The organism is Nocardioides stalactiti (assembly GCF_014180715.1).
Lineage (GTDB): Bacteria > Actinomycetota > Actinomycetes > Propionibacteriales > Nocardioidaceae > Nocardioides > Nocardioides stalactiti.
In genome coordinates, this window is sequence record NZ_JACEFC010000038.1 from 1 (window position 1) to 26,191 (window position 26,191).

General features: G+C 69.4%; 26 protein-coding genes and 3 tRNA genes. 12 read left to right on the forward strand and 17 right to left on the reverse strand.

Annotated elements, in window-relative coordinates; genetic code table 11:
- Positions 1 to 618 (reverse strand): calcium-binding protein (locus tag H0487_RS09795; protein ID WP_312855888.1); only part of this gene is annotated, 618 nt, incomplete at its 3' end.
- 244 nt (positions 619 to 862) lie between these two features.
- Between H0487_RS09795 and H0487_RS09800 the strand changes: the two genes are divergently transcribed.
- Together H0487_RS09800 and H0487_RS09805 are read left to right on the forward strand one after the other, a co-directional pair.
- The gene (locus H0487_RS09800) at positions 863 to 2,464 is read left to right on the forward strand and encodes a calcium-binding protein (RefSeq protein WP_183094055.1); all 1,602 of its coding nucleotides are present in this window, start codon (positions 863 to 865) and stop codon (positions 2,462 to 2,464) included.
- Positions 2,465 to 2,592: 128 nt separating this feature from the next.
- Positions 2,593 to 4,935 (forward strand): putative bifunctional diguanylate cyclase/phosphodiesterase, encoded by a 2,343-nt coding sequence (locus H0487_RS09805; RefSeq protein WP_183094056.1) that lies wholly within the window; start codon positions 2,593 to 2,595, stop codon positions 4,933 to 4,935.
- Between the two features lie 318 nt (positions 4,936 to 5,253).
- Here the strand turns inward: H0487_RS09805 and H0487_RS09810 are convergent.
- Positions 5,254 to 5,322 (reverse strand) — tRNA-Ala (locus H0487_RS09810).
- A gap of 126 nt (positions 5,323 to 5,448) precedes the next feature.
- Between H0487_RS09810 and H0487_RS09815 the strand changes: the two genes are divergently transcribed.
- Complete coding sequence (locus H0487_RS09815; RefSeq protein WP_183094057.1) at positions 5,449 to 5,772, forward strand: site-specific integrase; 324 nt, start codon at positions 5,449 to 5,451, stop codon at positions 5,770 to 5,772.
- Positions 5,773 to 6,043: 271 nt separating this feature from the next.
- Here the strand turns inward: H0487_RS09815 and H0487_RS09820 are convergent, their stop codons facing one another.
- The 3 genes from H0487_RS09820 to H0487_RS09830 form a co-directional block, all read right to left on the reverse strand.
- On the reverse strand, positions 6,044 to 6,715 hold the full coding sequence (locus H0487_RS09820) for a hypothetical protein (protein ID WP_183094058.1): 672 nt from the start codon (positions 6,713 to 6,715) through the stop codon (positions 6,044 to 6,046).
- The gene (locus tag H0487_RS09825) at positions 6,693 to 7,622 is read right to left on the reverse strand and encodes a HipA domain-containing protein (RefSeq protein ID WP_183094059.1); all 930 of its coding nucleotides are present in this window, start codon (positions 7,620 to 7,622) and stop codon (positions 6,693 to 6,695) included. Before H0487_RS09825 ends, H0487_RS09820 begins: the two co-directional genes overlap by 23 nt.
- A 155-nt stretch (positions 7,623 to 7,777) precedes the next feature.
- A complete protein-coding gene (locus H0487_RS09830) occupies positions 7,778 to 8,104 on the reverse strand; it encodes a YegP family protein (RefSeq protein ID WP_183094060.1) in 327 nt (108 codons plus the stop codon).
- Positions 8,105 to 8,467: 363 nt separating this feature from the next.
- Here H0487_RS09830 and H0487_RS09835 point away from each other — a divergent pair, with 363 nt between their 5' ends.
- Positions 8,468 to 8,890, forward strand: coding sequence for a hypothetical protein (locus H0487_RS09835; RefSeq protein ID WP_183094061.1), 423 nt, complete (start codon positions 8,468 to 8,470; stop codon positions 8,888 to 8,890).
- A 113-nt stretch (positions 8,891 to 9,003) separates the two neighbouring features.
- Here H0487_RS09835 and H0487_RS09840 read toward each other — a convergent pair whose 3' ends face one another.
- The 9 genes from H0487_RS09840 to recF form a co-directional block, all read right to left on the reverse strand.
- Positions 9,004 to 9,195 (reverse strand): helix-turn-helix domain-containing protein, encoded by a 192-nt coding sequence (locus H0487_RS09840; RefSeq protein ID WP_183094062.1) that lies wholly within the window; start codon positions 9,193 to 9,195, stop codon positions 9,004 to 9,006.
- A 104-nt stretch (positions 9,196 to 9,299) separates the two neighbouring features.
- A tRNA-Ala gene (locus H0487_RS09845) sits at positions 9,300 to 9,372 on the reverse strand.
- Between the two features lie 17 nt (positions 9,373 to 9,389).
- The gene (locus H0487_RS22875; RefSeq protein WP_312855889.1) at positions 9,390 to 9,509 is read right to left on the reverse strand and encodes a DLW-39 family protein; all 120 of its coding nucleotides are present in this window, start codon (positions 9,507 to 9,509) and stop codon (positions 9,390 to 9,392) included.
- 58 nt (positions 9,510 to 9,567) lie between these two features.
- Positions 9,568 to 9,641, reverse strand: a tRNA-Ile gene (locus tag H0487_RS09850).
- A 118-nt stretch (positions 9,642 to 9,759) separates the two neighbouring features.
- The gene (locus H0487_RS09855; protein WP_312855890.1) at positions 9,760 to 10,281 is read right to left on the reverse strand and encodes a DUF3566 domain-containing protein; all 522 of its coding nucleotides are present in this window, start codon (positions 10,279 to 10,281) and stop codon (positions 9,760 to 9,762) included.
- Positions 10,282 to 10,334: 53 nt separating this feature from the next.
- Positions 10,335 to 13,004: a DNA gyrase subunit A gene (gene gyrA, locus H0487_RS09860; RefSeq protein ID WP_220793258.1), complete on the reverse strand. Its 2,670-nt coding sequence runs from the start codon at positions 13,002 to 13,004 to the stop codon at positions 10,335 to 10,337.
- 132 nt (positions 13,005 to 13,136) lie between these two features.
- Entirely contained in the window at positions 13,137 to 15,158 is a 2,022-nt protein-coding gene (gyrB, locus tag H0487_RS09865) for a DNA topoisomerase (ATP-hydrolyzing) subunit B (protein ID WP_183094083.1), read from the reverse strand.
- 362 nt (positions 15,159 to 15,520) lie between these two features.
- Complete coding sequence (locus H0487_RS24260; protein WP_312855891.1) at positions 15,521 to 16,129, reverse strand: DciA family protein; 609 nt, start codon at positions 16,127 to 16,129, stop codon at positions 15,521 to 15,523.
- Entirely contained in the window at positions 16,116 to 17,294 is a 1,179-nt protein-coding gene (gene recF / locus H0487_RS09875; protein WP_183094065.1) for a DNA replication/repair protein RecF, read from the reverse strand. The genes H0487_RS24260 and recF overlap by 14 nt, the downstream gene beginning before the upstream one ends.
- Before the next feature lie 111 nt (positions 17,295 to 17,405).
- Here recF and H0487_RS09880 point away from each other — a divergent pair, with 111 nt between their 5' ends.
- Positions 17,406 to 17,837 carry an NINE protein gene (locus H0487_RS09880; protein WP_183094066.1) on the forward strand — a complete coding sequence of 144 codons (432 nt, stop codon included), beginning with the start codon at positions 17,406 to 17,408 and terminating at the stop codon, positions 17,835 to 17,837.
- Between the two features lie 16 nt (positions 17,838 to 17,853).
- Positions 17,854 to 18,303, forward strand: coding sequence for a DUF2752 domain-containing protein (locus H0487_RS09885; protein WP_183094067.1), 450 nt, complete (start codon positions 17,854 to 17,856; stop codon positions 18,301 to 18,303).
- A 17-nt stretch (positions 18,304 to 18,320) separates the two neighbouring features.
- Here the strand turns inward: H0487_RS09885 and gnd are convergent, their stop codons facing one another.
- From gnd to dnaA, 3 genes are all read right to left on the reverse strand, one after another.
- Complete coding sequence (gnd, locus tag H0487_RS09890; RefSeq protein ID WP_183094068.1) at positions 18,321 to 19,205, reverse strand: phosphogluconate dehydrogenase (NAD(+)-dependent, decarboxylating); 885 nt, start codon at positions 19,203 to 19,205, stop codon at positions 18,321 to 18,323.
- Positions 19,206 to 19,228: 23 nt separating this feature from the next.
- Entirely contained in the window at positions 19,229 to 20,374 is a 1,146-nt protein-coding gene (gene dnaN, locus H0487_RS09895) for a DNA polymerase III subunit beta (protein WP_183094069.1), read from the reverse strand.
- A gap of 375 nt (positions 20,375 to 20,749) precedes the next feature.
- Complete coding sequence (gene dnaA, locus H0487_RS09900) at positions 20,750 to 22,231, reverse strand: chromosomal replication initiator protein DnaA (protein ID WP_183094085.1); 1,482 nt, start codon at positions 22,229 to 22,231, stop codon at positions 20,750 to 20,752.
- 688 nt (positions 22,232 to 22,919) lie between these two features.
- Here dnaA and rpmH point away from each other — a divergent pair.
- The 6 genes from rpmH (at position 22,920) to rsmG (ending at position 26,104) form a co-directional block, all read left to right on the forward strand.
- A complete protein-coding gene (gene rpmH / locus H0487_RS23325; protein ID WP_183094070.1) occupies positions 22,920 to 23,057 on the forward strand; it encodes a 50S ribosomal protein L34 in 138 nt (45 codons plus the stop codon).
- Between the two features lie 61 nt (positions 23,058 to 23,118).
- A complete protein-coding gene (gene rnpA, locus H0487_RS09910; RefSeq protein WP_183094071.1) occupies positions 23,119 to 23,493 on the forward strand; it encodes a ribonuclease P protein component in 375 nt (124 codons plus the stop codon).
- Positions 23,490 to 23,765 (forward strand): membrane protein insertion efficiency factor YidD, encoded by a 276-nt coding sequence (gene yidD, locus H0487_RS09915; RefSeq protein ID WP_183094072.1) that lies wholly within the window; start codon positions 23,490 to 23,492, stop codon positions 23,763 to 23,765. The genes rnpA and yidD overlap by 4 nt, the downstream gene beginning before the upstream one ends.
- Positions 23,766 to 24,791, forward strand: a complete 1,026-nt coding sequence (gene yidC, locus H0487_RS09920; RefSeq protein ID WP_183094073.1) for a membrane protein insertase YidC — start codon at positions 23,766 to 23,768, stop codon at positions 24,789 to 24,791. It begins immediately after the preceding gene.
- The gene (locus H0487_RS09925; protein WP_376766674.1) at positions 24,788 to 25,354 is read left to right on the forward strand and encodes a Jag family protein; all 567 of its coding nucleotides are present in this window, start codon (positions 24,788 to 24,790) and stop codon (positions 25,352 to 25,354) included. The genes yidC and H0487_RS09925 overlap by 4 nt, the downstream gene beginning before the upstream one ends.
- Positions 25,355 to 25,369: 15 nt before the next feature.
- Positions 25,370 to 26,104, forward strand: coding sequence for a 16S rRNA (guanine(527)-N(7))-methyltransferase RsmG (gene rsmG / locus H0487_RS09930; protein ID WP_183094074.1), 735 nt, complete (start codon positions 25,370 to 25,372; stop codon positions 26,102 to 26,104).
- Positions 26,105 to 26,191 lie beyond the last annotated feature (87 nt).

Here is a 26,191-nt window from a genome sequence, read left to right on the forward strand (position 1 = left end):
CGACGAAGCGCCCTGGAGGAGCACGTCGTCGCCGGTCCCGGCGATCACCGTGTCGGCACCGGCGCGGTCGGTGATGAGGTCCTGGCCGCCGCCGCCGTTGAGGACGTTCGCCTGACCGCCGCCGATGAGGGTGTCGCCGCCCGACCCGCCCGTGAGGTTCTCGGTCGCGACGATGCTGTCGCCCTCGCCGCCGGAAGCACCGTCGTTGACCAACCCGTCGAGCGACAACGAGACCGCCGCGGTCCGGGCGGCGTAGGTCACGGTGTCGCTGCCCGGCCCGCCGTTGTAGAGGTCGGCCCCGTCAGCACTCGTGTGCGCCGCCAGCGTGTCGACGCCGTCGCCGCCGAAGACCAGGTCCGACCCGAGCCGGTCGCGCAACGTGTCGTTGCCGGCGTCCCCGCAGAGCCGGTCGTCGCCCCCCTGGCCGTTGATGATGTCGTCGCCACCGAGACCCACGATGACGTCCGGCCCCGCGGTCCCGTTGATCGTCTCCGGCTCCTCGCTCCCGACGATCGTCGCGACCTGGCCGCCGCAGGTGAGAGCGGCGGCAGCGGGCGATGCCACGCCGACCGTCCAGGCCGCTGCGAGCCCGATGTTCGCGACCCCCACGCAGACCACGCGTCCGATTCTGCTTCTCATGGCTTCCCTTTCCCGGGGTAGGCGAACGCCCGACCTTCCGAGACGCCGAGGCGGACGGAGCGTCCCCGGCGGGGGGCTGTCCCGATGATGCCACCGCATCGAACGGTACGACTACCCTCGTCAGGAGGAGTGGCGAGCCCTCCGGACGCCTCGGCTCTCATCCTCGAGGACGATTCGCCGCCGATCCGTGCAACCTTCAGCCGCAGCGGGGCATCCCCTGCCCGTGACGATCTCTCTGCCCCTCGCGGGCCTTGCCCTGATGACCGCCAGCGTCGCGTCGAGCGCGCTCCTCGCGCTGCCCGAGGCCCACGCCGCTGCGGTGCCGCGCTGCCAGGGTGAGCGGGCCACGATCGTCGGGACGGCGGGGCGCGACACCCTGACCGGTACCAACGGTCGCGACGTGATCTGGGCCGGTGGTGGCAACGACACGATCTCCGCCCGCGGCGGGGACGACCTCGTCTGCGCCGGTGGCGGCGCCGACGCGGTGCACGCCGGCAACGGTGTCGACCGGGTCTACGGCGGGGCCGGGGGCGACGAGCTCGACGGCAGCACAGGGCACGACGACGTGGTCGACGGGGGCACCGGCGACGACACCCTCATCGGTGGCAGTGCCGACACGGTCGTGCGCGGCGGTGCCGGCGACGACGAGCTGTCCGGAACCGACGAGCGGGTCGTCCTCGACGGCGGTGCGGACGACGACCGGCTGATCTCTCTCTGGGTCGGAGTGGTCCTCCACGGCGGCGACGGCGACGACTTCATCAAGGGTCACTGGTCCCGCGACGCCGACATCGACGGCGGCGCCGGCAACGACGTCATCCAGACCGGCGGCGGGCTCGACGGCAGCCCCGCGCAGCCGGTCCGTGGCGGCGCGGGCGACGACGAGGTCCTCGGCCAGGGTGGCCGCGACTACGTCGACGCCGGCCCGGGCCACGACACGGTCGACCTCGGTGACGGCGACGGCGGCTGGGCCCGGGGCGGCACCGGCAACGACACGCTCACGACCGGTACGACGAAGACGACCGTCCTCCGCGGCGACGACGGCAACGACCAGCTCACCCTGACCGGGACCGGGTCGAGCGCCGACGGCGGCGCCGGCGACGACACCGTGTCGGGCAGCCTCTGGGACGACACGATCACCGGCGGAGCCGGCGCCGACACGCTCCGCGGCGGCGAGGGCGACGACGACCTCGCCGGAGGCGACGGCGACGACCACCTCTGGGGGGAGCAGGGTGCGGACACCTGCTCCGGCGGAAGCGGGTACGACGAGTGCGACGGCGGTCCGCTCGGCACGCCCGAGCCCAGCTCGGACGACCCTGACCTGTGCACCGCCGACGTCGAGGTGAAGATCAGCTGCCGCGGCGAGAACGGCGACTGGACGGGCACCGCCGACGGCACGCTGGAGCACTCGGGCGGCGTGATCGAGACCTGGTCGGCGACGGTCGACCTGGACGAGCTCGCGGCCGGCTACTACTGGGCGGGCGACGCGGACTTCGCGTGGCGGGTCGACGGTACCGACGCCGCCGGCTGCACCTACGACGGCGGGGCCGTGCTCGATGGTCGCGCGGAGCTGGCGATCTTCGACGAGGAGGGCGAGTACTCCCTTTCCGTGTGGCGGACGACCGTGCACGTCGAGGTGGAGGTCGACTGCCCCTACGAGGACCCGAAGACCGTGCTCTACCGACCGCTCAACACCAACGCCGGCGAGGCGGACCACCAGGCGCTCCCCCCGGCGCCTGTCACGCACCTGAGCGGGACGGCGACGTACGTCCCCCATCACGCGCCGGAGGGCTCGGCGACCTGGAGCTGGGACCTGACCCGTCCTTGACGCTTGCCGAGAACGCGGTCGAGCGGTAGGGCCTTTGGACCCGACTTGTCGGGATCCTCGGGCCTGCCCTGGCCGCTCGGCTTGCTTCACCGTGGAAGTGATCCACACCTGGCGAAGCGAGACGACACATGGGGCAGCCGGCCGACGACGACGCACGCGCCTTGGTCGCGCCCCGACGCAAGCACCGCGGAGCAGGCTCCCCCGGGGTGGGTCGCTCGGTCGCCGCCTCGGTGCTGGCCGGCTTCGCTGCCTGCCTCCTGGCCGTCGGCCTGCTCATCGCATGGGTCACGGCGGCGACCTTCGACAGGGAGCGGATCCGGGCCGAGGACGGACTCACTGCCCTCGCCGCGAGCGAGGGGACCGACCTCGGCAGCCTGTTCGACAGCTCGATCCCGCTCATCACCGACCTGGCCACGAACCCCGCTCTGGCGGACCTCGACCCGCGCACCTGCGCGCAGACCTTCGCGCCGCTCTCGAGCGTCCGTTCCGCGGCCCGTCTCGTGGTCGTCGACGGCGACGGCGAGACCGTCTGCTCGCTCGCGGACGCACCCGGGGAGATCGCACCTGTCGAGACCTTCGCCGCAGTGCTCGCCCGCGGGGAGACGGTCGCGGACCGGGAAGTGTTCATCGATCCGGTCTCCGGGCACCCGGCGGTGGCGGTCGCTGCGCCGGTACCCGGCCCTGATGGTCCGGTCGGTGCCGTCGTGGGCATCCTCTTCACCGACGTGCCGGCCATGGACCTGCCCCCCGGGGTGGACGACGAGACGGTGATGCTCACGATCGACCCCGCGAGCGGTCTGGTGGCCGGCGCGACCACCGGGGCGCCGTACGCCCCGGGCATGCCGGTCGAGTGGACCGACCCGCCCGGTGTCGACGTCGACGGAGTACGCCGGATCTGGCGCGAGGTCGTCGATCCCGCGACGGGCTGGCGGGTCCTCGTCGGGCTCGACGAGGACGTCGCGATGGCCGCGGCCCGCGACCAGCGGCAGTCGCTGCTGAGCTTCGGTGCCGCGGTCGTCGGGCTGGTGGCGGCCTTGGCGCTGGCGCTCCACCGGCGGCTCGTCCGTCCGATCCGCCGCCTGGGCTCGGCGATCGCCGCGGCACCGCCGGGCGGAGGCGCGCGGCGAGCCCCGGAATCAGGGCCGACCGAGGTCGTGGAGGTGGCCCGGGCGTTCAACGACCTGGTGGAGTCGCACGACGGGCTGGTCGAGCGGTTGCGCCACAACGCGTTCCACGACCCGCTGACCGGGTTGCTCAACCGACGGGGTGCCACGACGGAGCTCACCCGGCTGCTGGAGGACCCCGCTGCCGCGCCGCTGGTCGTGCTCTTCATCGACCTCGACCGCTTCAAGCTCGTCAACGACAGCCACGGCCACGCGGTCGGTGACCGCCTGCTGGTCGAGCTCACGGAACGGATCAAGGCCGCGGTGCCCGCCCACTGGGTCATCAGCCGGTTCGGCGGCGACGAGTTCGTCATCCTCTGCCCGGCGACCCCGGACCCGCGCCCGACGGTCGAGGTGCTCTCCGAGGTGCTGCGAGGGACGATCCGGATCGACGGCATGGACCTGCGGGTGGGCGGCTCGACCGGTATCGCCCGGGCCCACTGCGGCATGAACGGTGACGACCTGATCCGGCAGGCCGACACCGCGATGTATCGGGCGAAGGACGACGGCCGCGGGGGCTGGGCGGAGTTCGACTCCCACATGCAGGCGCTGGCGCTCGAGCGGCTCCGGATCGAGGCGGACCTGCGGGGAGCGGCCGCTCGAGGGGAGCTGGTGCTGCACTACCAGCCGCTGGTGAACCTCACGACCGGGTGCGCGACGGGGGTGGAGGCCCTGATCCGCTGGCAGCATCCCGCCCGTGGCCTGCTGCAGCCCGCGGCGTTCCTGCCGATCGCGGAGGACACGGACCTGATCTTCGAGGTCGGTACCTGGGTCGCCCACGAGGCCGCGCGTCGCACGGCGGCCTGGCGGGCCGCCGGGACGCCGACGCGGGTGTCGATCAACGTGTCGGCGGCAGAGCTGCTCCGTACCGACGTGGTCCGCACCATCGCCGGCGCGGTCGAGGCCGCCGGCGCCGAGCCGCGGGACCTGGTGGTCGAGGTGACCGAGTCGGCCATCCTGACCGACATCGAGTCGACCGTCGTCCAGCTGGAGGCGCTCCGGGCGCTCGGCGTCGGCGTCGCCCTCGACGACTTCGGCACGGGCTTCTCCTCGCTCTCCCACCTGCGCCAGCTCCCGGCCGACGAGATCAAGATCGACCGCACCTTCATCGCCGAGCTCGGGCACAACCCGGTCTGCGACGCCATCGTCACCTCGGTCATCACCCTCGCCCACGCCATCGACCTGGTCGTGGTCGGTGAGGGCATCGAGACCGAGGAGCAGCGCGCCCACCTCGCCCGCCTCGGCTGCGACCGCGGCCAGGGCTACCTCCTGGGCCGCCCCGCGAGCTACGCCGTCCCCGTGGCGTGACCAGCAGAGGTAGCGCTGGCTGTTGGCGGGGTGGCTGGGGCCGCTCCGCTCCGAGAAGCGGGGCCCCCGGCCGTCGCCGGGTGAGAAGTTGTTGGGCACGGTGGGTGGTGACCCCCAACGGGCGGCTTGCTCGCGAAAACGTCGCGGTCTGACTGGAGGAAGCGAGGAACGAGCGACCGGAAGGAGCAATCGCGGCGCTTTCGCGGCGCCGCCGGTCAGACGCCGACCACCAGTAACCCGTGACCGCGTCGACCGCGTCGACCGCGGTCCGGCAGCGTGGCTGCGCGAAGCGAGGACACGCTCGGACAATTCAATGCGTGGAGCCTAGGGGACTCGAACCCCTAACCCCCTGCTTGCAAAGCAAGATCGACGGCTGTCCGTTGACAACGATCGAGCGCAAATGTGCAGGTCAGACGCGGTCACCTGGGGTCATTTGTTGACAACGTTGTGCGCCGGTGAAGAACTTCGCCGTCCCGGCGGACGTTCGACGAGCTGGCCGTAATCATCGACGCGATGCCCGAACGGCTGAAGCTCCTGATCGTGCTCGCCGCCTTCGTCGGCCTGCGCGAGGGCGAACTGTTGGAATTGCGGCGCTCGGATGTCGACGTTGTGACCGACCGGATCGACGTCACCCGAAAGGTCGACAAGGACGCCGACCCGTTCGCCCGCGGCGCGCGCCCTGAGTGCGGGCGTCCGATCAGCTCACCCAAGACGGCCAAGGGAATCCGGACCGTCCACGTCTCGCCGCCGTTCCTCTCGATGCTCCAGAAGCACTTACTCGAGCACGCCGCCAAGGGACCCTCTGGCCTTCTGTTCCGCGGCGACCGAACCGACTGAGCGTCCGCTTCCTGATGGATCGCTACCGCCCGGCGCGCGAGAAGGCTGGCCGGCCGGACCTGACGATTCACCGTCTTCGCCACACGGCGCTCACGCTTGCCGGCCAGCACGGCGCCACGGCGCCGAGCTTCAGGCCCGCGCCGGCCACGCCTCCCAGGCAGCGATGTCCATCTACCAACACGCCACCCTCGGCCGCGACCGAATGCTCGCTGAGAAGATTGGCGAGACCTACCAGGAGTGGCAGGCGGGACGCCGCGACTAGGCCAGGTAGCTATGCGCCGGCTGACGCTGCGAGCTGGCCGGTGAGTCGCACTAGCAACCGCATGTGCATCCCGGCCTCGACAGGGTTCACGCGCTGGACGACCAACTCATACGGAGACTCGATGATCCGGTGCACATGGTCGAGCAGCGGGTCGGGCACGTACCCCAGGCGCTGACCGTCCTGACTCACGAGGAGCGCTCTCTCGTTGACTGGGTTGTCCGTCTCGCAACGCAACTCAAGGCGGTCGCCCGACCTGAGTTCATCGATCGCAGCTCGCTCCTCCGTCGTCAGGTAGCGGATGCCGTGAACGAGGAACGGCAGGCTGACGGTGCCTGGCTTTGGTAGAGGGGTGAGCTCGTAGGTATCACCAGTTCGCCCGCCACCCGAGACCGCCAGAACCTCCAACGGCTCTGCTTCCGAGCCGAGACCCAGAGCCTTGAGCGTTTCGGCTCTTTCTGCCCGATGCGGGTCCATCATCCGCTCCGCGAAGATCGGGAAGAGCGACTCGCTCTCGTGCACGCGACCCAGCGGAAGACCGGGCATGGCGCGCGTCACGCCGTCCGAATAGGCGAATCGGAAGATGCGGCCGTCATAACTCAGGACGCCTACCCGGCTGTAGAGGCGGGTTTCGGGGTCCTGCCGACTGACGAGGAGCTCGTCAGTCTTCAGCAACGTCGCCATGGCACAACCTCCTCTGGTTCTCCAGTACCACTCGCTCGACAAAGGTAGACGCGACCTCCGACAGTCTGCCGGGAGGCGCTTCAAGTGTCGCCTGAATAGCAGCGCCATCCAAGGCACCGACGCGCTCCAGCCAGAGACCTGCGCCACTCCGCCTCACTGCTTCCAACGCGAGATCGACCAACAATTGTTTCCGTGGCTCGAAGGGGTTCGCTCGCCCCCTGCGGGCGAATGCTTCCGGATCCTTGTCCCGCCTGTTGGCCTCGGTCATCCCTGCTCCCAGCGCACTCCCGTGGTCGTACGTCGGGGCCAGGAAGCGCGCACCGTCGACCTGACGCTCCAAGAGAGCCCAGTTGCCCGGGTGCCGATCGCCGTTAGCTATCAGGGCATCGAGCACGAGATACCCAGCGAAGACTGCGAACCCGGACAGATCGTCGATTCCTGGAGGCGGGCCTACACTCTCGAGAACCCGCTCGACGGCATCGAGCGTGTAGCCCTCATCGCGACGCATCCGCCCACCGTCGGGGTTTGACACATCCGACCGGCGCTCATAACCCTCGACCTCAGGCAAGTACGTCGCGCCCGTGTTCAGGGCAAACCCATGGGGCGTGACGTTCCGAGAGATCAGCCCCAGGTCCCCGTCCGACACAGCGAACCTACACTCGGCCGCCGGCAGGCCGATCGCCACAGCCAGCCTCGAAGTGAAGACCTCCGCGCAGTCCGTCAACGCTGACTCGGAGCCGTCTCCGGTGATCTGGCGGTACTTCCACAGCCAGTGCCGTTCTCGCGGCGCGTCGGCGTTCTCAGCTATCCATCGCTTGTTCTGATCACGCCCGCCCGGCTCGTCACGAATCACAGCCCATGCCGAGACGTCGACCTCAACCGACCTGGCAGAGCGCGCATCAGTCACGCCTGACCACCAGACCGGTTCTCCGAGCCAAGCCGCGCATCAGCTGTTGCGGGAGTCCTTGGGCGTCGGCTGGTTCAACCACGTTGGACAGTCAATCATCGTGATGCCCCTGGGCGGCGCTGGCCCGAGCCAGTGCCGCCCACTGGGCTCGAAGGTCAGGCCGCCTCGCCAGCAGCACCACCCGCGTTGTCTCGCACCCGGTTCGCCGCCTGCTCGGCGGCGTATCGGCTCGAGAACGACTCGCCGGGCGCCGCTACCTTGTCGGAGCCACGCCAGGCCCGCCAGCGCCACGAACTGCCGGCGTCCAGGTAGACCTCGTACCGCGCGGTCCGCGCCCCGGCCTTGAAGGCCGCCGCGGCCCGCCGGGCGTTGTAGGTCGACGCGAACGTCTCACCCGCCCAGGCGACCATCTCGTTGTTGCCGGCGTACAGCCACCACGTGGGGTTACCGGCCTGGTTGTTTGCAACGACGAACCGCCACATCGGCGATCCCTCCTGTCTCGCACTGTGTGCGACTCGTTGCGCGAGCTCGAGACCGGTGATGTCATTGCGGTTCCAACCGGTACGACGACATCTCATGTCTCGTGCACCTCTGCGCCCGGCCTCGCGGCCGGGCGCTTTGGCTTTTCGCGCTGCTTCTGCGCCCTCTGTGTGGGACGACTCTCCAAATCAGATCAGACCTGTCCCACGGCGCGTCTGAGGGTCGACTGCGTGTCGCCGACATTTTCGCCGACGTAACGCGCGGATAAACACCCTTGTAGTTCGGCGTGTTTGCCCCTGTTAGATGCGTAGATCGCTAATACTGCTGGGAGATCACCCCGATGTTTCGCGCGGATAGGCGGACACATGAATGACGACGCTCAGCTACTCGACCGGATCGCCGTGCCCTGCGGTCGTCTTTCATGCCGACAACCGGTGATCCAGGAGGTCGGCCCGGGCCGTCGCAAGGAGTTCTGTTCCGACACCTGTCGCCGCGGAGCAGATCGCGAGTACAAGCGAGCTAGGACCCACGTATCGACCTACAGCGAGGTACTTCGCCGAGCCCAGCACGAGGTCGCCTCGTACGGGCGGAAGGCCGAAGAGGGGGTGCTCACGCCTGACGACGTGGCCCACCTCGAAGCCCAGGCGCGGATCGCCTTCACCCGTGCCGCGACCCTGGTAGAAGTCGGCGTGCCGGAGGCCTCGGCCGCAGCCGAGCTCCGCTCGCTAGTGGAGGCGCTTGGACCGCTGCTGACTGGCGGGGTCGGCTTCGCTGCTCGGACTGCGTAGTCCCTTGCACAAGATCGAGTGGCCTCGTCGGGATGCACGAACTGTTGAGGACCCCGATCCACGAGGCCACCATCGCGGATCGCTCTCCAATCCGAGCAACAGATTCGACCGCGTCACCAGTCCCTGGCCGACGGCACGGGCCGCACCATCGCCTCAAGATCGTCGGTCTTGACCCGGATGGTCTTGCCGCACCGATAGGCCCGGAGATCACCGGCAGCGATGCGCCGGCGGATGGTCTTCGCCGAGAGACTCACCCACGAGGCGGCGGCGGGGATACTCAGCCAACGGCTTCCCTCGCCGACCACGCGACGCGCACTTCCCCCGCCAGTCCCCCTAGGGCCGGATTTCGAAGGGAACTGGAAGCTCTCGAAATGAGAGAAACCGCAGGTCTCCCTGCGGCTTCAATACGTGGAGCCTAGGGGACTCGAACCCCTAACCCCCTGCTTGCAAAGCAGGTGCGCTACCAATTGCGCCAAGGCCCCCGGAGGGTGAACCAGGCTCAGGGGAGCTGGTCGGTGGCTTCGGCCCAGAGGGCCTGCTCCGCCTTGCTCTCCTGCAGCTTCTTCGCGGCGAAGGCGAAGCCGACCGCGGCGAGTGCCATGAGCACGAGCTTCTTCACGACGTTCCCTTCCTCGAAGAAGCCCCGGTCCGCGATGCGGCCGGGGCTCTCTCTTTTGTGGGCCTAAGAGGACTTGAACCTCTGACCCCCACATTATCAGTGTGGTGCTCTAACCGTCTGAGCTATAGGCCCGGGTGGCCTGCCTCAGGGTGGAAGCCCCATCGGCAGAACCGAGGTGGAACGTTACCCGACCAGGGCCGGGCCGAACAAAACGCCAACGCCCGACGGTCACCTGCGCGGGGTCAGCGGCTCACAGGTCCTCGGCGAGGGTGACCTCGATGCCGCCGAGGAGGGCGGCGGCCATGTTGTAGAGGAACGCCGTGAGGGTGGCGCTGGCGGTGATGAGGATGACGTCGATGGCGGCCACGAGCATCGTGAAGCCGAGGACGCGGCTGGTGCCGACGTAGTCCTCGATCCGGAAGCTGGCGACGTCCTCGCCGCCGATGGCCTCCTGGACCGTGCTGTTGATCGACTCCCACACGCCGGCGGCACCGAGGACCTGCCACACCATGGCGACGGACACGACGGTGACCACGGCGAACGCGATCGACAGCAGGAAGGCGGTCTTCATGACCGACCACGGGTCGATCCGGGTCAGGCGGAGCCGTGCCCGACGCGGTCCGCGCGGGGCCGGCCGGTGCGGCTCACCGTGTGCGAGAGCGGCGGGCGCCCCCGGGGTCGGAGCATCGGCGGGGCGCGGCGGCAGGTCGGGCAGGGGCTGGGCGGGGGTGCGGCCGAAGCGGGGCTTCGACTTCGCCTCCGGCGTGCTCACGGGCGCTCCCGTAGGAACAGGCACGGTGGTCGGCTCCTTGGTGCGGTCCGACATCAAGCCTCACTCTCGCCAGGGCTCTCCGCGTCCCCTTCGTCGCCCGAGTCGACGGGCCCTTCCGCCTCGATTGTTGCATCCGCGGTGGAAACCGGCGATTCGTCCGTCTCGCCGTTCTCGACCTCTCCGTCGGCGGGGGCGGTGCCGGCGTTCTCCTCGTCGTCGACCTTGGACTCGACGGATCGGGCGACGACCGCGACGGCGTCGCCGTTCTTGGGCGACACGAACTTCACGCCCTGCGTCGAGCGTCCCTTGACCGGGAAGTTGTCGTCGATGGGGCTGCGGACGACCTGTCCGCCCTGGGTGATGGAGAGGACCTCGTCGCCGTCCTCGACGATGAAGCCCCCGACGAGGCTGCCCTTCTTCTCGTCGACGAGCTGCATGGCCTTGATCCCGAGTCCGCCGCGGCCCTGGAGCCGGTAGTCGTTGATCCGGGTGCGCTTGGCGTAACCGCCGTCGGTCATGGTGAAGACGTACTGCGGCTTCACCTCGCCGAGGTCCTCGACCACGACCTCCACGCTCGCTGCGTCCGCGTCGTGCTCGGCCAGTCCGGCTGCCTCCTCGGCTGCGACCTGGGCGGCGCGGATGACCGACATCGACAGCATCGAGTCCTCGGACCGGAACTTCATGCCGGTGACGCCCGAGGTGGCGCGACCCATCGGCCGCAGCTGGGAGTCGTCGGCGCGGAACCGGATCGCCTGCCCCTTGCGCGAGATGAGCAGGATGTCGTCGTCGGCGTTGACCAGCTCGGCGCCGATCAGCTCGTCGTCGTCCTCGCGGAAGTTGATCGCGATGACGCCGGCCTGACGCGGGCTGTTGTAGTCGCCCAAGCGGGTCTTCTTGACGAGGCCGCTGCGCGTCGCGAGCACGAGGTACGGCGCCTGCTCGTAGTCGCGGATCGCGAGGACCTGGGCGATCGACTCGTCGGGCTGGAAGCTGAGGAGCCCGGCGACGTGGCCGCCCTTGGCGTCGCGGGACGCCTCGGGGAGGTTGTAGGCCTTGGTCCGGTAGACCCGGCCGGCCGTGGTGAAGAACAGCAGCCAGTGGTGGTTGGTGGTCGCGATGAAGTGCTCGACGACGTCGTCGCCGCGCAGGCTCGCGCCGCGCACGCCCTTGCCGCCGCGCTTCTGGGTCCGGTACTGCGCGGCGAGGGTCCGCTTGGCATAGCCGCCGCGGGTGATGGAGACGACGAGCTCCTCGTCGGGGATGAGGTCCTCCATCGAGAGGTCGCCGTCGGCCGCGATGATCTGGGTACGGCGATCGTCGCCGTACTTCTCGACGATCTCGTTGAGCTCCTCCGCGACGATGCTCCGCTGCCGGGTCTCGTTGGCGAGGATGTCCTCGAGGTCGGCGATGATCAGCTCGAGCTCGGCGAGGCGGTCCATGATCTTCTGCCGCTCGAGGGCCGCGAGGCGCCGCAGCTGCATGTCGAGGATCGCGTTGGCCTGGACCTCGTCGATGTCGAGGAGCTGGATGAGGCCCTGACGGGCGTCGTCGACCTCGGGTGAGCGCCGGATGAGGGCGATGACCTCGTCGAGCATGTCGAGCGCCTTGACCAGGCCACGGAAGATGTGGGCCTGACGCTCGGCCTCGGCGAGGCGGAAGCGGGTACGCCGCTGGATGACGTCGACCTGGTGGGCGACCCAGTTGCTGATGAACTGGTCGATGGTCAGCGTGCGCGGCACGCCGTCGACGAGCGCCAGCATGTTGGCGGAGAAGTTGGTCTGCAGCTCGGTGTGCTTGAGCAGGTTGTTGAGGACGACGCGGGCGACCGCGTCACGCTTCAGCACCACGACGAGGCGCTGGCCGGTGCGACCGGAGGAGTCGTCGCGGACGTCGCTGATGCCCTGGACCTTGCCGGAGTCGGCGAGCTCGGCGATCTTGAGCGCCAGGTTGTCCGGGTTGACCATGTAGGGCAGCTCGGTGATCGACAGGCAGGTGCGCCCGCGGGCGTCCTCGTCGACCTCGATGACGGCCCGCTGGGTGACCGAGCCGCGGCCGGTGCGGTAGGCCTGCTCGATCCCCTCGCGCCCGACGATGAGCGCGCCGTTGGGGAAGTCGGGTCCCTTGATCCGCTCGATGAGGGCGTCCTGCAGCTCCTCACGGGTCGCGTCGGGGTGCTCGAGGGCCCACTGGGCACCCTCGGCGACCTCGCGCAGGTTGTGCGGCGGGATGTTGGTCGCCATGCCGACCGCGATGCCGGCCGACCCGTTGACGAGCAGGTTGGGGTAGCGCGACGGCAGCACCGTCGGCTCCTGCGACCGGCCGTCGTAGTTGGGCTGGAAGTCGACGGTCTCCTGCTCGATGTCGCGCACCATCTCGAGCGCGAGCGGAGCCATCCGGCACTCCGTGTAACGCATGGCGGCGGCGGAGTCGTTGCCCGGTGAGCCGAAGTTGCCCTGGCCGTGCACGAGGGGAGCGCGCATCACCCACGGCTGCGCGAGGCGGACCAGGGTGTCGTAGATCGCAGTGTCGCCGTGCGGGTGGTACTGACCCATGACGTCACCGACGACGCGCGAGCACTTCGAGAAGCCGCGGTCGGGGCGGTAGCCGCCGTCGTACATCGCGTAGAGCACGCGGCGGTGCACCGGCTTGAGGCCGTCGCGCACGTCGGGCAGCGCCCGGCCCACGATGACCGCCATCGCGTAGTCGATGTAGGCCCGCTGCATGGACGTCTGCAGCTCGATGGGCTCGATCCGGCCGCCGGGGCCCGGTCCGTCGCCGCCGAGGTTGCTCTGGGTCTCCGTCACGATCGCTCTCTCTGCTGTGTTCTATCGAAATCTAAGAAATGGGCTAGATACTCAGATATCGAGGAATCGAACGTCCTTGGCGTTGCGCTGGATGAAGGACCGTCGCTGCTCGACGTCCTCCCCCATCAGGATCGAGAAGATCTCGTCGGCCTGGGCCGCGTCGTCGAGGGTCACCTGGAGCATGAGCCGCTGCTCGGGGTTCATCGTGGTCTCCCACAGCTCCTCGGCGTTCATCTCACCCAGACCCTTGTAGCGCTGGACCGGGTTCTCCTTGGGCAGCTTCTTGCCCTGCTCGAGACCGTCGCGCATGAGCGCGTCGCGCTCGGAGTCGGAGTAGACGAACTCGTGCTCGGCCGGCTTGTTCCACCGCAACCGGTAGAGCGGGGGCTGCGCCATGTAGACGAACCCGTGCTCGATGAGCGGCTTCATGAACCGGAACAGCAGCGTCAGCAGCAGGGTGTTGATGTGGTGGCCGTCGACGTCGGCGTCGGCCATCAGCACGACCTTGTGGTAGCGCAGCTTGTCGAGGTCGAACTCCTCCTGGATGCCGGTGCCGAGGGCGGAGATGATCGCCTGGACCTCGGTGTTGGCCAGCACCTTGTCGATGCGGGCCTTCTCGACGTTGAGGATTTTGCCCCGGATCGGGAGGATCGCCTGGACCCGCGGGTCGCGGCCCTGCCGCGCCGAGCCACCGGCGGAGTCCCCCTCGACGATGAAGACCTCGCACTCCTCGGGGTTGGTCGACTGGCAGTCCGAGAGCTTGCCCGGGAGACCGCCGCCGCCCAGCAGTCCCTTGCGGTTGCGGGCGAGGTCGCGCGCCTTGCGGGCGGCGATGCGCGCGGTCGCCGCGGCCTGGGCCTTGCGGATGATCTCCTTGCCCTCGCCGGGGTTCTGCTCGAGCCAGGCACCGAGCTGGTCGTTGACGACCGACTGCACGAAGCCCTTGGCCTCGGTGTTGCCGAGCTTGGCCTTGGTCTGGCCCTCGAACTGGGGGTTGGAGATCTTGAGGCTGATGATCGCCGTCAGGCCCTCCCGGATGTCATCGCCGGTGAGCCGGTCCTCCTTCTTCTTGATGAGGCCCCACTCCTCGCCCCACCGGTTGACGAGGGAGGTCAGCGCAGACCGGAACCCCTCCTCGTGGGTGCCGCCCTCCGGAGTGTTGATCGTGTTGGCGAAGGTGTGGACCGACTCGTTGTACGACGTGGACTGCCACTGCATCGCGAGCTCGAGGCTCATCGGGTTGGGCGCGGAGTCGCCGGTCTCGGCCTCGTAGGAGATGACGGGGCTGATGACGTTCTTGCGCCGGTTGATGAAGTCGACGTAGTCCGCCAGGCCGCGGTCGTACTGGAAGACCTGCTCCAGCACCCGGTGGCCGTCGACCTCCGCGGCGTGCAGGTCGTCGGGCGCGTCGGTGTCGCCGACGATGGTCGGGTCCTCGATCGCCTCGGCGATCTCCTCGGCCGCCGGGCGCTCGTCACGCAGGACGATCCGCAGACCCTTGTTGAGGAAGGCCATCTCCCGGAAGCGGGCGGTGATGGTCTCGAGGTTGTAGGTCGTCGTCTCGAAGATGTCGGACGAGGCGAACCAGGTCACCGTCGTACCGGTGCTCTCCCCCTCCTCGAGCGGACGCACCTGGCGCAGCGGGTAGTCGGGGACGCCGAGGCTGAACTCCTGCTCCCAGACGTAGCCGCGGTTCTTGACCTCCAGCCACAGGTGGGCGGAGAGCGCGTTGACGACGGAGGAACCGACGCCGTGCAACCCGCCGGAGACCTTGTAGCCGCCGCCACCGAACTTGCCGCCGGCGTGGAGGACGGTGAGCGCGAGCGTCGCGGCCGGGAGCTCCTGACCCGGAGCGGTGTCGGTCGGGATGCCGCGGCCGTTGTCGGTCACCCTGACCGAACCGTCCGCACAGAGCGTCACGTTGATCGTGTCGCAGAAGCCGGCGAGCGCCTCGTCGACCGCGTTGTCCACGATCTCCCAGATGAGGTGGTGGAGACCGCGCTCACCGGTCGAGCCGATGTACATGCCCGGCCGCTTGCGGACGGCCTCGAGGCCCTCGAGGACCTGGATCATGGAGGCGTCGTAGTCGCCCGCAGGGGTGTTCCCGTTGGGGGTGCCGGTGCTGGGGATCGGGGTCTGCTCGGCGTCGGTCACGGCACCTCATCGGATCGGGGCTTCACGGGTGGGGACGGCTCATCCGCGCGCGGGGAGCGGGCAAGCAGAAAGCCGTTGCTCACGCGTGTGGGGCGTGCGCCCGGCCTGATCGCCATGATACCCCTCTGAGGGCCTCAGACCACGGCAGCACTCCACAAGCTGGGGGGTCTGTGGACGAAAATCGGCCCTCAGCGCCCCGTAGAGGCCATTTCCAGCGCCGAACAGGGGTGCCACCAAGGGCCAGTACGCCGGAACCCGCTTTCGGGCCCGCTCAGCGCCGGTCAGCCGTAGGTGTCGCGCGGACCGCGCCCGTCACGCAGCCCACGGCTGCCGTGCTTCCACGTCGGGGCCTGCGGGCCGAGCACCTCGACGACGGTCACCGTGCCGTTGCCGAGCTCGGTGTTGAGCCGCTTCACGAGGGTCGGGGCGAGCAGCTTGAGCTGGGTCGCCCACGCCGACGAGTCCGTCCGCACGACCAGCACGCCGTCGGTGATCGTCTCGGGCGTGGAGTGGGCGCCGATCTCCGGCCCGACCACCTCGCCCCACCGTGCGAACACCCCGCGGACCTGGAGGTCGAGGCCCCACCCGCGGCCGTCGACGAGCCGGCCGACCTCGCCCGCGAGGGTCTGCGGGTCGCGCTCGTCGGGGTAGGCGCCGCTCATCCCGCCCCCGCTCCCGCGACGGGCGCGCTGGGTGCGGGACCCGGGCCGCCGCTTCTTCCGCGTGCTCGGCACACCCGGCACCCCTGGAGCGACCGCGCCGCGCATCATCGCGCGGGCCAGGTCGAGACCGTCCGCCCGGTGCTCGTCGCTCTCGTCGTCGGCGGGACGGATGGGGTCGCGCCCGCCCGGCTCACTGCCCGGCTCGTTGCCCTGCTCATCGCTCGACACGGGTCACCTCCCCTCCCGCGACGGTGAACGTCGTACCGGCGAGCACCGACGGGACGTCCTCGGGGACCGCCGCGGTCACCAGCACCTGCTCCGCACCGGCGACCAGCTCGGCGAGCTGGGTCCGGCGGTCGGCGTCGAGCTCGGCGAACACGTCGTCGAGGATGAGGATCGGGTCGTCGCCGTCAGCACGCAACAGGTCGTACGACGCCAGCCGCAGCGCGAGCGCGAACGACCAGGACTCACCGTGCGAGGCGTAGCCCTTGACCGGGAGCCGGTTGTCCTCGCCCGGCCCGAGCGTCAGCTGGAGCTCGTCGCGGTGCGGCCCGACCAGGGTCAGGCCACGGCCGATCTCGTCGTCCTGCTTGCGCGCCAGCTCGTCGCGGAACGCGATCGCGACGAGGTCGCGCGAGGGCAGGCGCCCGACGGCCTCCTCGCCAGCGGGGTCGGCGAGCATCGTCAGGCTCGAGACGTAGGCGACGCGCGCGTCGTCGCGGGACGCCCCCCGTGCCACCGCCTCGTAGGCCTTGCCGAGGTAGGGCGCGAGGTCGGCGACGAGCGCGAGCCGCGCCTCGATCAGCTCGGACCCGGAAGCGACGAGGTGCTCGTCCCACACGGTGAGGGTGGCGATGGCGGCCTCACGGCTGCTGCCGCGCGCGGCGTAGATGGTCTTGAGAAGGCTGTTGCGCTGCCGGAGCACCCGTTCGTAGTCGGCGCGCACGCCGGCGAGCCGCGGGGTGCGCAGCACCAGCAGGTCGTCGAGGAACCGCCGCCGTTCGGACGGATCGCCCTTGACCAGTGCCAGGTCCTCGGGGCTGAAGACGACGGTGCGCAGGATCCCGACGATGTCGCGCGCCCGGGGCAGCGGCGACTTGTTGATCCGTGCCCGGTTGGTGCGCCCGGGGTTGAGCTCGACCTCGAGCACCGCGGTCCGACCGTCCCGGACGACGGCCGCCCGGACCAGTGCCTGCTCCGCGCCCGCGCGGATGAGGGGCGCGTCGGTCGCGACCCGGTGCGAGGAGAGCCGCGAGAGGTAGTCGACGGCCTCGACGAGGTTGGTCTTGCCCTGCCCGTTGCGCCCCACGAACGCCGTGACCCCGGCGTCGAGCGGCACCTCGACGTCGCCGTACGACCGGAAGTCGTGGAGGGTCAGGTGCGAGACGAACACCCCCTCATCATCCCCCGCCCGGCCACGGGAACGGGCCGGGTGGGCCGCTATTTACGAATGCGTCGCGGGAACGATGTTTGAACAGCGACCGGGAGACCTAGGCTGCACCCCATGACTCAACCTCCAGTTCCCCCGCCGCCGGGCGGCTACGGCGCCCCGGTCCCGCCCCAGGTCAACCCCGGTGGCCCCTTCTTCGTGTCGCTGCTCGGCCAGGAGCAGGGCCCTGTCGACTTCAACACCCTCGCCCAGATGGCCGTCTCCGGCCAGATCAAGGGCGACACCCCCGTCCGGTCCGCCGAGAGCCAGCAGTACGTCGCGGCCAAGGACGTCCCGGGTCTCTACTCCGACAAGGAGTGGCTGACCGTCGTGCTGCTGTCGTGGCTGCTCGGCACGTTCGGTGTGGACCGCTTCTACCTCGGCCAGACCGGTCTGGGTCTCGGCAAGCTCTTCACCTGCGGTGGCTGCGGCATCTGGGCGCTCTACGACCTCATCATGTTCGCGCTGCGCAAGCAGCACGACGTCGACGGTCGCCCGTTCCGCTGATCCTCGGATCGACCCGATGAGCACCACGACCCCGTCCACCACCGAGAAGACCTCCCCCGGGAGCCTTCTCGGACGCGTCCGCAGCGGCACCACCGCTGCCGATGTCGTCGCGGTGGGCGGGGTCGTCGCCATCGGTACGTCGTTCCTCCTCTCCCCCGACCACATCGAGGACGGGCCGGTCATCTGCCCGTTCCGCGCCCTCACCGGGCTGCCGTGCCCGGGCTGCGGCCTGACCCGCTCGTGGGTCTATGCCGCCCACGGCTGGTGGCGTGAGTCGTTCGCGTCGAACCCGTTCGGGCTGGTCGTGGTCGCCGGCCTGCTGGCGCTCGCCGTGACGGTCGTCGTACGACGGGCGCGACGCCGGGCCACCCCCGACCTCGACCGGGTCCTGAGGCACCCGGTCGCCATCGCCATCGGCGCCGTCTGGCTCGCCTGGGCGCTCGTGCGCCTGGTCACCAGCCTGTAGCGGTCAGGCCTGCCGGGTCACGCCTTCTTGGTCACGGCGTGACCACCGAAGCCGTTGCGCATCGCGGCGATCGCCTTCATCGCCATGTCGTCCTCCTGGCGGGACACGAAGCGCGCGAACAGGCTCGCGGAGATCGCCGGCATCGGCACGGCGTTCTCGATCGCCGCCTCCACCGTCCACCGACCCTCGCCGGAGTCCTCGGCGTAGCCGCGGAGCCCGTCGAGGTGCTCGTCAGCACGAAGCTGGTCGACGAGCAGGTCCAGCAACCAGGAGCGGACGACCGTGCCGGTTCGCCAGGACGCGAAGATCTCGGGCACGTTGTCGACGATGTCGACCTTCTCGAGCAGCTCCCAGCCCTCGGCGTAGGCCTGCATCATGGCGTACTCGATGCCGTTGTGGACCATCTTGGCGAAGTGCCCGGCGCCGGGTCGCGTCCCACAGTGAACAAGCCCGTCGGGTGTGTCAGCCGGCTTGAGGGCCTCGAACGCCGGCATCACCTTGGCCGCGTCGTCGGCCGCACCGCCGTACATCAGGGCGTAGCCGTTCTGAAGTCCCCAGACCCCGCCGGACACCCCGCAGTCGACGAACCCGATGCCGTTCTCCGCCAGGGAGGCAGCATTGAGGGCGTCGTCGGTGTACTTGGAGTTGCCGCCGTCGACCACCAGGTCGCCGGCACCGAGCAGGCTCTTGAGCTCGGCGATCGTCGAACGCGTCGGGTCACCCGCCGGGACCATCACCCACACGACCTTGGGTGAGGGCAGGGCGTCGACGAGAGCCTCGAGGCTCTCCACGTCGGAGATCTCCGGGTTGCGGTCGTAGCCGACCACGGTCAGACCGGCGTTGCGCATGCGGGTGCGCATGTTGCCACCCATCTTGCCGAGCCCGATGAGTCCGATGTGCATGCGCTGCTCCCCTTGCTAGACGGTCATCCCAGGAGACGGCGAGGCATCAGCAGGTAGCGGAAGGAGCCGGCCGTGTCGGAGGCCGACTCGTCGTCCGTGCCTGTGATGACCACCGGCTTGGAGGCCTGCGTGAAAGCAAGCTCGACCACAGCCTCGTCGACGGCGCCCAGCCCGTCGAGGAGGAACTGCGGGTTGAAGCCGGTGACCAGGTCCTCGCCCTCGATCTGGGCCTCGACCGACTCCGAGGCCTGGGCCTCGTCACCGGAGCCGGCGTCGAGGACGAGCACGCCGTCCTTGAACGCGAGCTGGACGGCCGTGTTGCGCTCGGCCACGAGAGATACGCGCTTGAGGGACTCGATGAGCGAGGCCTTGTCGAGCTTGGCGACGGTCAGCTTCTCGGTGGGGAAGAGGCTGCGGACCTTGGGGAACTCGCCGTCGAGGAGCCGGGTCGTCGTCCGGCGGACCCCGCCGGGGCCGCTCCCCTCGAAGCCGATGAGCCCGTCACCGGCGCCGGTGGCCGAGAGCGCGATCGTGACCTCGGGACCCGCGGTGAGCGACTTGGCCGTGTCACCGAGGACCTTGGCCGGCACCAGGGCGGCGACGCTGGCATCGGGTTGACCAGGGTTCCATGCGAGCTCGCGCTGGGCGAGGCGGAACCGGTCGGTGGCGAGGAGGGCGATGGTGTCGCCCTCGATCTCGATCCGGACGCCGGTCAGCACCGGGAGCATGTCGTCGCGGCCGGCGGCGGTGACGGCCTGGCTGACCGCGTGGGCGAAGGCGTCGCTGGAGACGGTGCCGGTGGCCGCCGGCATCGACGGGATCGACGGGTAGTCCTCGACCGGCATCGTCTGCAGGGAGAAGCGAGCAGAACCACAGGTCAGCGAGACCCGGGAGCCGTCGATCATCACGTCGACCGGCTTGGCCGGGAGGCTGCGACAGATGTCGGCCAGCAGACGACCGCTGACGAGGGCGGATCCTTCGTCGCTCACGTCGGCCTGGAGCGTCGCCCGGGCGGACGTCTCGTAGTCGAACGTCGAGAGCACGAGGCCTTCGTCGCCCGCCTCGATGAGGAGGCCGGCGAGGACGGGGGCGCTGGGGCGGACAGGCAGGCTGCGGGCCGCCCAGGCGACGGCGTCGGCGAAGACGTCACGATCGACACGGAACTTCACGATGCGTCCTTACACAGAAGCGGGAGGTACGGGTGGGTGCGTCGCGTGGGGAATGACACGAATGTGCGCAGGGTGCATCCTGCCACGCGGTCGGTTCTCCACAGAGAGATGGCGGAGACATTGTTCCGGTGATCTCGGAGCATAGGAATTATGGGAGTAGTCATAGCGTCGGTGGAATCTGTGGAGAAGTCGTCTTCCTGCAGGTGAGGCGGTGTTTCGGGTTGTGAGTCGCGCTGTGGACTCGGCCCGTGGACCGTAGGCGTCGATGTGGAGGACCGGCGGCTGTGGAATCACAGGACCCGTCTGGCCACAGAATCCTCCCCGTGTAGTTCGCACCAATTCGGGGGCGTCGTCCACAGGTCGGGGTCCGTGGGTTCAGCCCTGGCGGGCCTGCATCTTGACGCGGTTGGTGAGCTCGCTGACCTGGTTGAAGACGGCGCGGCGCTCGCCGAGGAGCTGGTTGATCTTCCGCTCTGCGTACATGACCGTCGTGTGGTCGCGGTTGCCGAACTGGGCGCCGATCTTGGGAAGGGACAGCCCGGTGAGCTCGCGACAGAGGTACATCGCGATCTGACGGGCCATCACGAGGTGCCGTCCGCGGCTCGGTCCGGTGAGCTCCTCGATGGAGAGCCCGAAGTACGCCGCGGTCTGGGCGATGATGAGCGGCGCGGTGATCTCGGGCTCGCCGCCCTCGGGGATGAGGTCCTTGAGCACGATCTCGGCCAGCGTGAGGTCGACGTCCTGGCGGTTGAGGTTGGCGAACGCCGTGACCCGGATCAGTGCACCCTCGAGCTCGCGGATGTTGGTCTGGATCTTGCTGGCGATGAACTCGAGGACGTCCGGCGGCGCGGTGAGGCGGTCCATCGCGGCCTTCTTGCGCAGGATCGCGATCCGGGTCTCGAGGTCCGGCGGCTGCACGTCGGTGATGAGACCCCACTCGAAGCGGTTGCGAAGACGGTCCTCGAGGGCCTCGAGCTTCTTCGGCGCCTGGTCGGAGGTGAGGACGATCTGCTTCTGCGCGTTGTGGAGGTAGTTGAAGGTGTGGAAGAACTCCTCCTGCGTCTGGGTCTTGCCCTGCAGGAACTGGATGTCGTCGATGAGGAGGACGTCGACCTCGCGGTAGCGCTTCTTGAAGCGGTCCTGCCGGTCGTCGCGGATCGAGTTGATGAACTCGTTGGTGAACTCCTCGGAGCTGACGTAGCGCACCTTCGCGCCGGCGTAGAGGCTGCGCACGTAGTGACCGATGGCGTGGAGCAGGTGGGTCTTGCCCAGGCCGGAGTCGCCGTAGACGAGCAGGGGGTTGTAGGACTTGCCGGGCGCCTCGGAGACGGCCACGGCAGCCGCGTGAGGGAACCGGTTGGACGACCCGATGACGAAGGTCTCGAAGGTGTACTTCGGGTTGAGGCGCGCCTCGGTGGACGGGTTCGCCGGGTGGCCGGACGGCGTGAGCGGCGCCTGCGCCGGCGGGAACGGGGAGCGGACGGGCTCGACCTCAGGCGTGGCCGGCTCGTCGTAGGTCGACGAATCGATCTGTCGATTTGTCGACATGTCGCCGAATCCATTCGCCTCCGGAGGCTCCGCGTCGAGGTGCGACGGCACAGGCTCGCGTACGGCGTCGGGGTGCTGGAGCAGGCTGGGGTCGACGGTCACCGCCAGCTGGACGTCGTGCCCGAAGCGATCGGTGAGCGCGTCCTCGAGGTGGCCGCGGACGCGACCCTCGAGCCGCTTGCGGGTGAAGTCGTCGGGGACCGCGACGATGGCGGTCGTGCCGTGCAGGGTGACCGGCCGGCTGGCCTGGAGCCACGCGCGCTGAGGTGCCTGCAGCTCCTCGATCACCGAGAGCCAGGCCTCCTCCAGGCGCGTGAGCGCCGGGTCGGTCCCGGGTCGGTCGGTGCGGGTGACCTCCTGGTCGTCGTTCCCCGTCACGTCTTCCTCTCCCCATCGTCGCCCGTCGATGCTGCGCACCGTCGGTTTTCTCCAGACTCGTGGCAGCACCTCTGAGTGCTACCTCCACAAGTTTGTCCACAGGCTGTGAACAGATGATCGCTGCTCGCGTCAGTGACGCGCCGAGGCTGTTCCGGATCGCACTCGGACACTCGTTTGTGCAGGTCAGGCGCCAGTTCGTGGACCTGAGGCCGATCCTTGCTTCGACGAGTGGGCCACCGTGCTGCCCGAACCGGCGGGGAATCCCGGAGAGGCCGAACCTAGCCGTGCCCGGCCTGTGGATCAACCCGTTCTCCACAGGTTCTCACGCTGATGTCCACATCCGTCCGGCGGGGTGTGCGCCGTGTGGTGTGATTCCCGCGTAGAGTCACACGTTTCGTCGGTTTGACCCTGTTGTCGTCGCCCGCGTACCGTTGTGCGGTCATCCGGTGTCGACCGGTGCCGCATGTCCGTGGCCGCCCCATCCGGGGATGCTCCGCGGACGCGCGGTGCCAGCCGAAAGCTGCACCAGGTCATCCGGACGGGCACACCTGGCGTGTGCTCGTTCGACCGGGCCGCACCGGATGGCCCTTCCCAAGACTTTCCATCTGAGAGGTCCATCGTGAGCAAGCGGACGTACCAGCCGAACAACCGTCGTCGTCACAAGAAGCACGGCTTCCGACTGCGGATGCGCACCCGCGCTGGCCGCGCCATCCTGGCGAACCGCCGCCAGAAGGGCCGCAAGAGCCTCGCTGTCTGAGGCAGCGGGCCATGCCCCTGGCAGCCGACGCGGCGGCCGTGCGGGCTGACTGGAGGGCACCTTGCTGCCTCCCGACCGCCGGCTGACCCGCCCTACCTCCTTCCGACACGCCATCAAGGCGGGCCGTCGGTCGGGTTCGCGCACCCTGGTGACGCACCTGGCGGTGGCGGAGGAGCCCGTGGGCGACCAGCCGCGCATCGGGTTCGTGGTCAGCAAGGCCGTGGGCAACGCCGTCACCCGCAACCGGGTCAAGCGACGGTTGCGTCACGCGGCGGCGCCTCTCCACGACCGGCTTCCGGCCGACGCCCTGCTCGTCGTACGGGCCCAGCCCGCCGCTGCTGCCGCATCCGCGGCGGAACTGGCGGCAGATCTCGAGCGTTGCCTGGACAAGAGCCTCGGCGCGTCCGTCGCCGGCTCCGAACAGGTGGCCCTGTGAAGTGGGTGCTGGTCGCGCTGCTGCGTGGCTACCGCGCGGTGATCAGCCCGCTCTACGGAGAGGTGTGCCGCTACTACCCCTCGTGCTCGGCCTATGCCCTGGAGGCCGTGCGGACGCACGGCAGCATCAAGGGCAGCTGGCTGGCCGTCCGACGCCTGGCCCGCTGCCACCCGTGGGCCCCCGGCGGCGTCGACCACGTTCCCCCTGCATCCCCGGCACTCCGGGGCCACCGTTGCGCGAGCAACGGTGATCACATTGAACAAGGAGTCTGAGTGGGCATCCTCGGCGACATCGGCCACTTCATCATGGTGCCGCTGTACTACATCATCTCGGCGGTGCTGATCGGCTGGCACAAGCTGTTCACCCTGCTCGGGCTCGACCCGGAGGGTGGTGCTGCCTGGGCCCTCTCGATCATCGGACTCACGCTCGTCATCCGAGCGGCGCTGATCCCGCTCTTCGTGAAGCAGATCAAGTCGAGCCGCAACATGCAGCTGATCCAGCCCAAGGTGCGGGAGCTGCAGAAGAAGTACGGCCACGACCGGCAGAAGCTGGCCGAGGAGACCATGAAGCTCTACAAGGACGCGGGCACGAACCCGTTCGCGTCCTGCCTGCCGATCCTGCTGCAGATGCCGATCTTCTTCGCGCTGTTCCGCCTCCTCGACCAGGCGGCCAAGCACAACAAGGCGCACGGGTTCCTGACCGAGAACCTCGCTCGACAGTTCGGTGAGTCCGAGGTCTTCGGCAAGATCCCGCTCGCGGACTCGTTCTGGGGTGCCACGCCCTGGGGCGCCGGCGCGGACAACGGTGCCGTCGTGGCGGTCGCGGCCTTCCTCGTGCTGGCGATGACCGCCACCACGTTCACGACGCAGCGCCAGCTGATGGCCAAGAACATGCCGGCCGACGCCATGACGGGCCCCTACGCCCAGCAGCAGAAGATGCTGCTCTACATCCTCCCGGTGGCGTTCGGCCTCGGCGGTGTCGCGTTCCCGATCGGTGTCCTCCTGTACTGGACCACCTCGAACCTGTGGACGATGGGCCAGCAGTTCTACGTCATCCGCAACAACCCGGCGCCCGGCACGCCTGCCTTCAAGGCCAAGCAGGACCGGGACAAGGCCAAGGCCGTGAAGCACCCGGAGAAGTACGCCAGCTACGACGCGGTCGCCGAGGCGGACGCGATCCCCGAGCCTGAGCAGCGTCCGGCCCAGCGGGTCCAGCCCAAGAAGCAGACCCGTTCCCAGCGCAAGACCGGCGGCAAGCCGGGCACCGGAACCAACCCGAACAAGGGAGGCACCAAGTGAGCACCGAGACCGACATCCACGAGACCGACGTCGACGAGACCGACGTCGAGCAGACCGACGTCGACGAGACCGACGCTGAGGCACCTGCTGCGGAAGGTGCTCTCGTCGAGCGCCTCGAGCGCGAGGGCGACATCGCCGCCGACTACCTCGAGGAGCTCCTCGACATCGGCGACCTGGACGGCGACCTGGACATGGACGTGGAGGCCGATCGGGCCGCCGTCTCCATCGTCGGCGCCGACCTGGCGCAGCTGGTCGGGCAGGACGGCAAGGTCCTGGAAGCCCTGCAGGAGCTGACGCGGCTCGCGGTCTACCGCGAGACCGGCGAGCGCTCGCGCCTGATGCTCGACATCTCCGGCTTCCGAGCGGACAAGCGTTCGCGCCTGACCAAGCTCGGCGAGGACACGGCCGCGCAGGTCAAGGAGTCGGGCCGGTCGGTGTCCCTCGACGCGATGTCGCCGTTCGAGCGCAAGATCGTCCACGACGCGGTGGCCGCGGCCGGGCTGCGGTCGGAGTCCGAGGGCGTCGAGCCGCGACGCTACGTCGTGGTCCTCCCGGCGGACTGACCGGGGACGTTTCACGTGAAACCTCCCGTCGGCGACGCCGGCGGACTGGGGCCCGCACCTGACGTGGTGCGGGCCCTCTTCGCCTCCGGACGTCTTCCCCTCCTCCAGCGCTACGCCGAGCTGCTCGCGACCGACGGTGTCGTCCGCGGTCTCATCGGCCCCCGTGAGGTCCCTCGGCTCTGGGACCGCCACCTGGTCAACTGCGGTCTCCTCGCCCTGGCTGTCCCGGAAGGGGCCACGGTCGCCGACATCGGCTCGGGCGCGGGTCTGCCGGGCCTTGTGCTGGCGCTCGCTCGCCCCGACGCCCAGGTGACCCTCGTCGAGCCGCTGCTGCGACGGACCACCTTCCTCGAGGAGGTCGTCGCCGAGCTCGGGCTGGTCAACGTCGAGGTCCGGCGCGATCGGGCTGACGCGCTCCACGGCACGGCCACGTACGACGTCGTGACGGCTCGGGCGGTGGCCGGTCTCGAGAAGCTCGCGGGCTGGTGCCTCCCGCTGGTCGCTCCGACGGGTGCGCTGGTGGCGATGAAGGGCGACTCGGCCGAGCAGGAGATCGCCGAGGCGTGGCCCGTGCTGAAGAAGCGGGGGTGCGCGCGCCCGGTCGTCGAGGACCTTCATTCCCCCGCCCTCGAGGGCTTGGACGCAGGTGCAGCGACCATGCGCGTCGTCCGGGTTACCTGGGCCGATCCATCACGAGTATCGTTGCCGACTTCGGGTGGGCCCGCTCGACGGCGGCGACGCCCCCACTGAGTTTTCCACCGGTTCGGACCCCCGTCCTGAGCCTGATTCTCCACAGTCCGTCCCCCTTTTTCCACAGGAGGCCCCGGTGTCGGGTGA

Bases quoted from the DNA above. Each gene is read 5' to 3' on its own strand.
- H0487_RS09805 (WP_183094056.1), top strand. From the start codon at position 2,593: ATGGGGCAGCCGGCCGACGACGACGCACGCGCCTTGGTCGCGCCCCGA.
- H0487_RS09815 (WP_183094057.1), top strand. From the start codon at position 5,449: ATGCCCGAACGGCTGAAGCTCCTGATCGTGCTCGCCGCCTTCGTCGGC.
- H0487_RS09820 (WP_183094058.1), bottom strand. From the start codon at position 6,715: ATGGCGACGTTGCTGAAGACTGACGAGCTCCTCGTCAGTCGGCAGGAC.
- H0487_RS09830 (WP_183094060.1), bottom strand. From the start codon at position 8,104: ATGTGGCGGTTCGTCGTTGCAAACAACCAGGCCGGTAACCCCACGTGG.
- H0487_RS09835 (WP_183094061.1), top strand. From the start codon at position 8,468: ATGAATGACGACGCTCAGCTACTCGACCGGATCGCCGTGCCCTGCGGT.
- gyrA (WP_220793258.1), bottom strand. From the start codon at position 13,004: ATGCAGCGGGCCTACATCGACTACGCGATGGCGGTCATCGTGGGCCGG.
- gyrB (WP_183094083.1), bottom strand. From the start codon at position 15,158: ATGATCCAGGTCCTCGAGGGCCTCGAGGCCGTCCGCAAGCGGCCGGGC.
- H0487_RS09880 (WP_183094066.1), top strand. From the start codon at position 17,406: ATGACTCAACCTCCAGTTCCCCCGCCGCCGGGCGGCTACGGCGCCCCG.
- H0487_RS09885 (WP_183094067.1), top strand. From the start codon at position 17,854: ATGAGCACCACGACCCCGTCCACCACCGAGAAGACCTCCCCCGGGAGC.
- gnd (WP_183094068.1), bottom strand. From the start codon at position 19,205: ATGCACATCGGACTCATCGGGCTCGGCAAGATGGGTGGCAACATGCGC.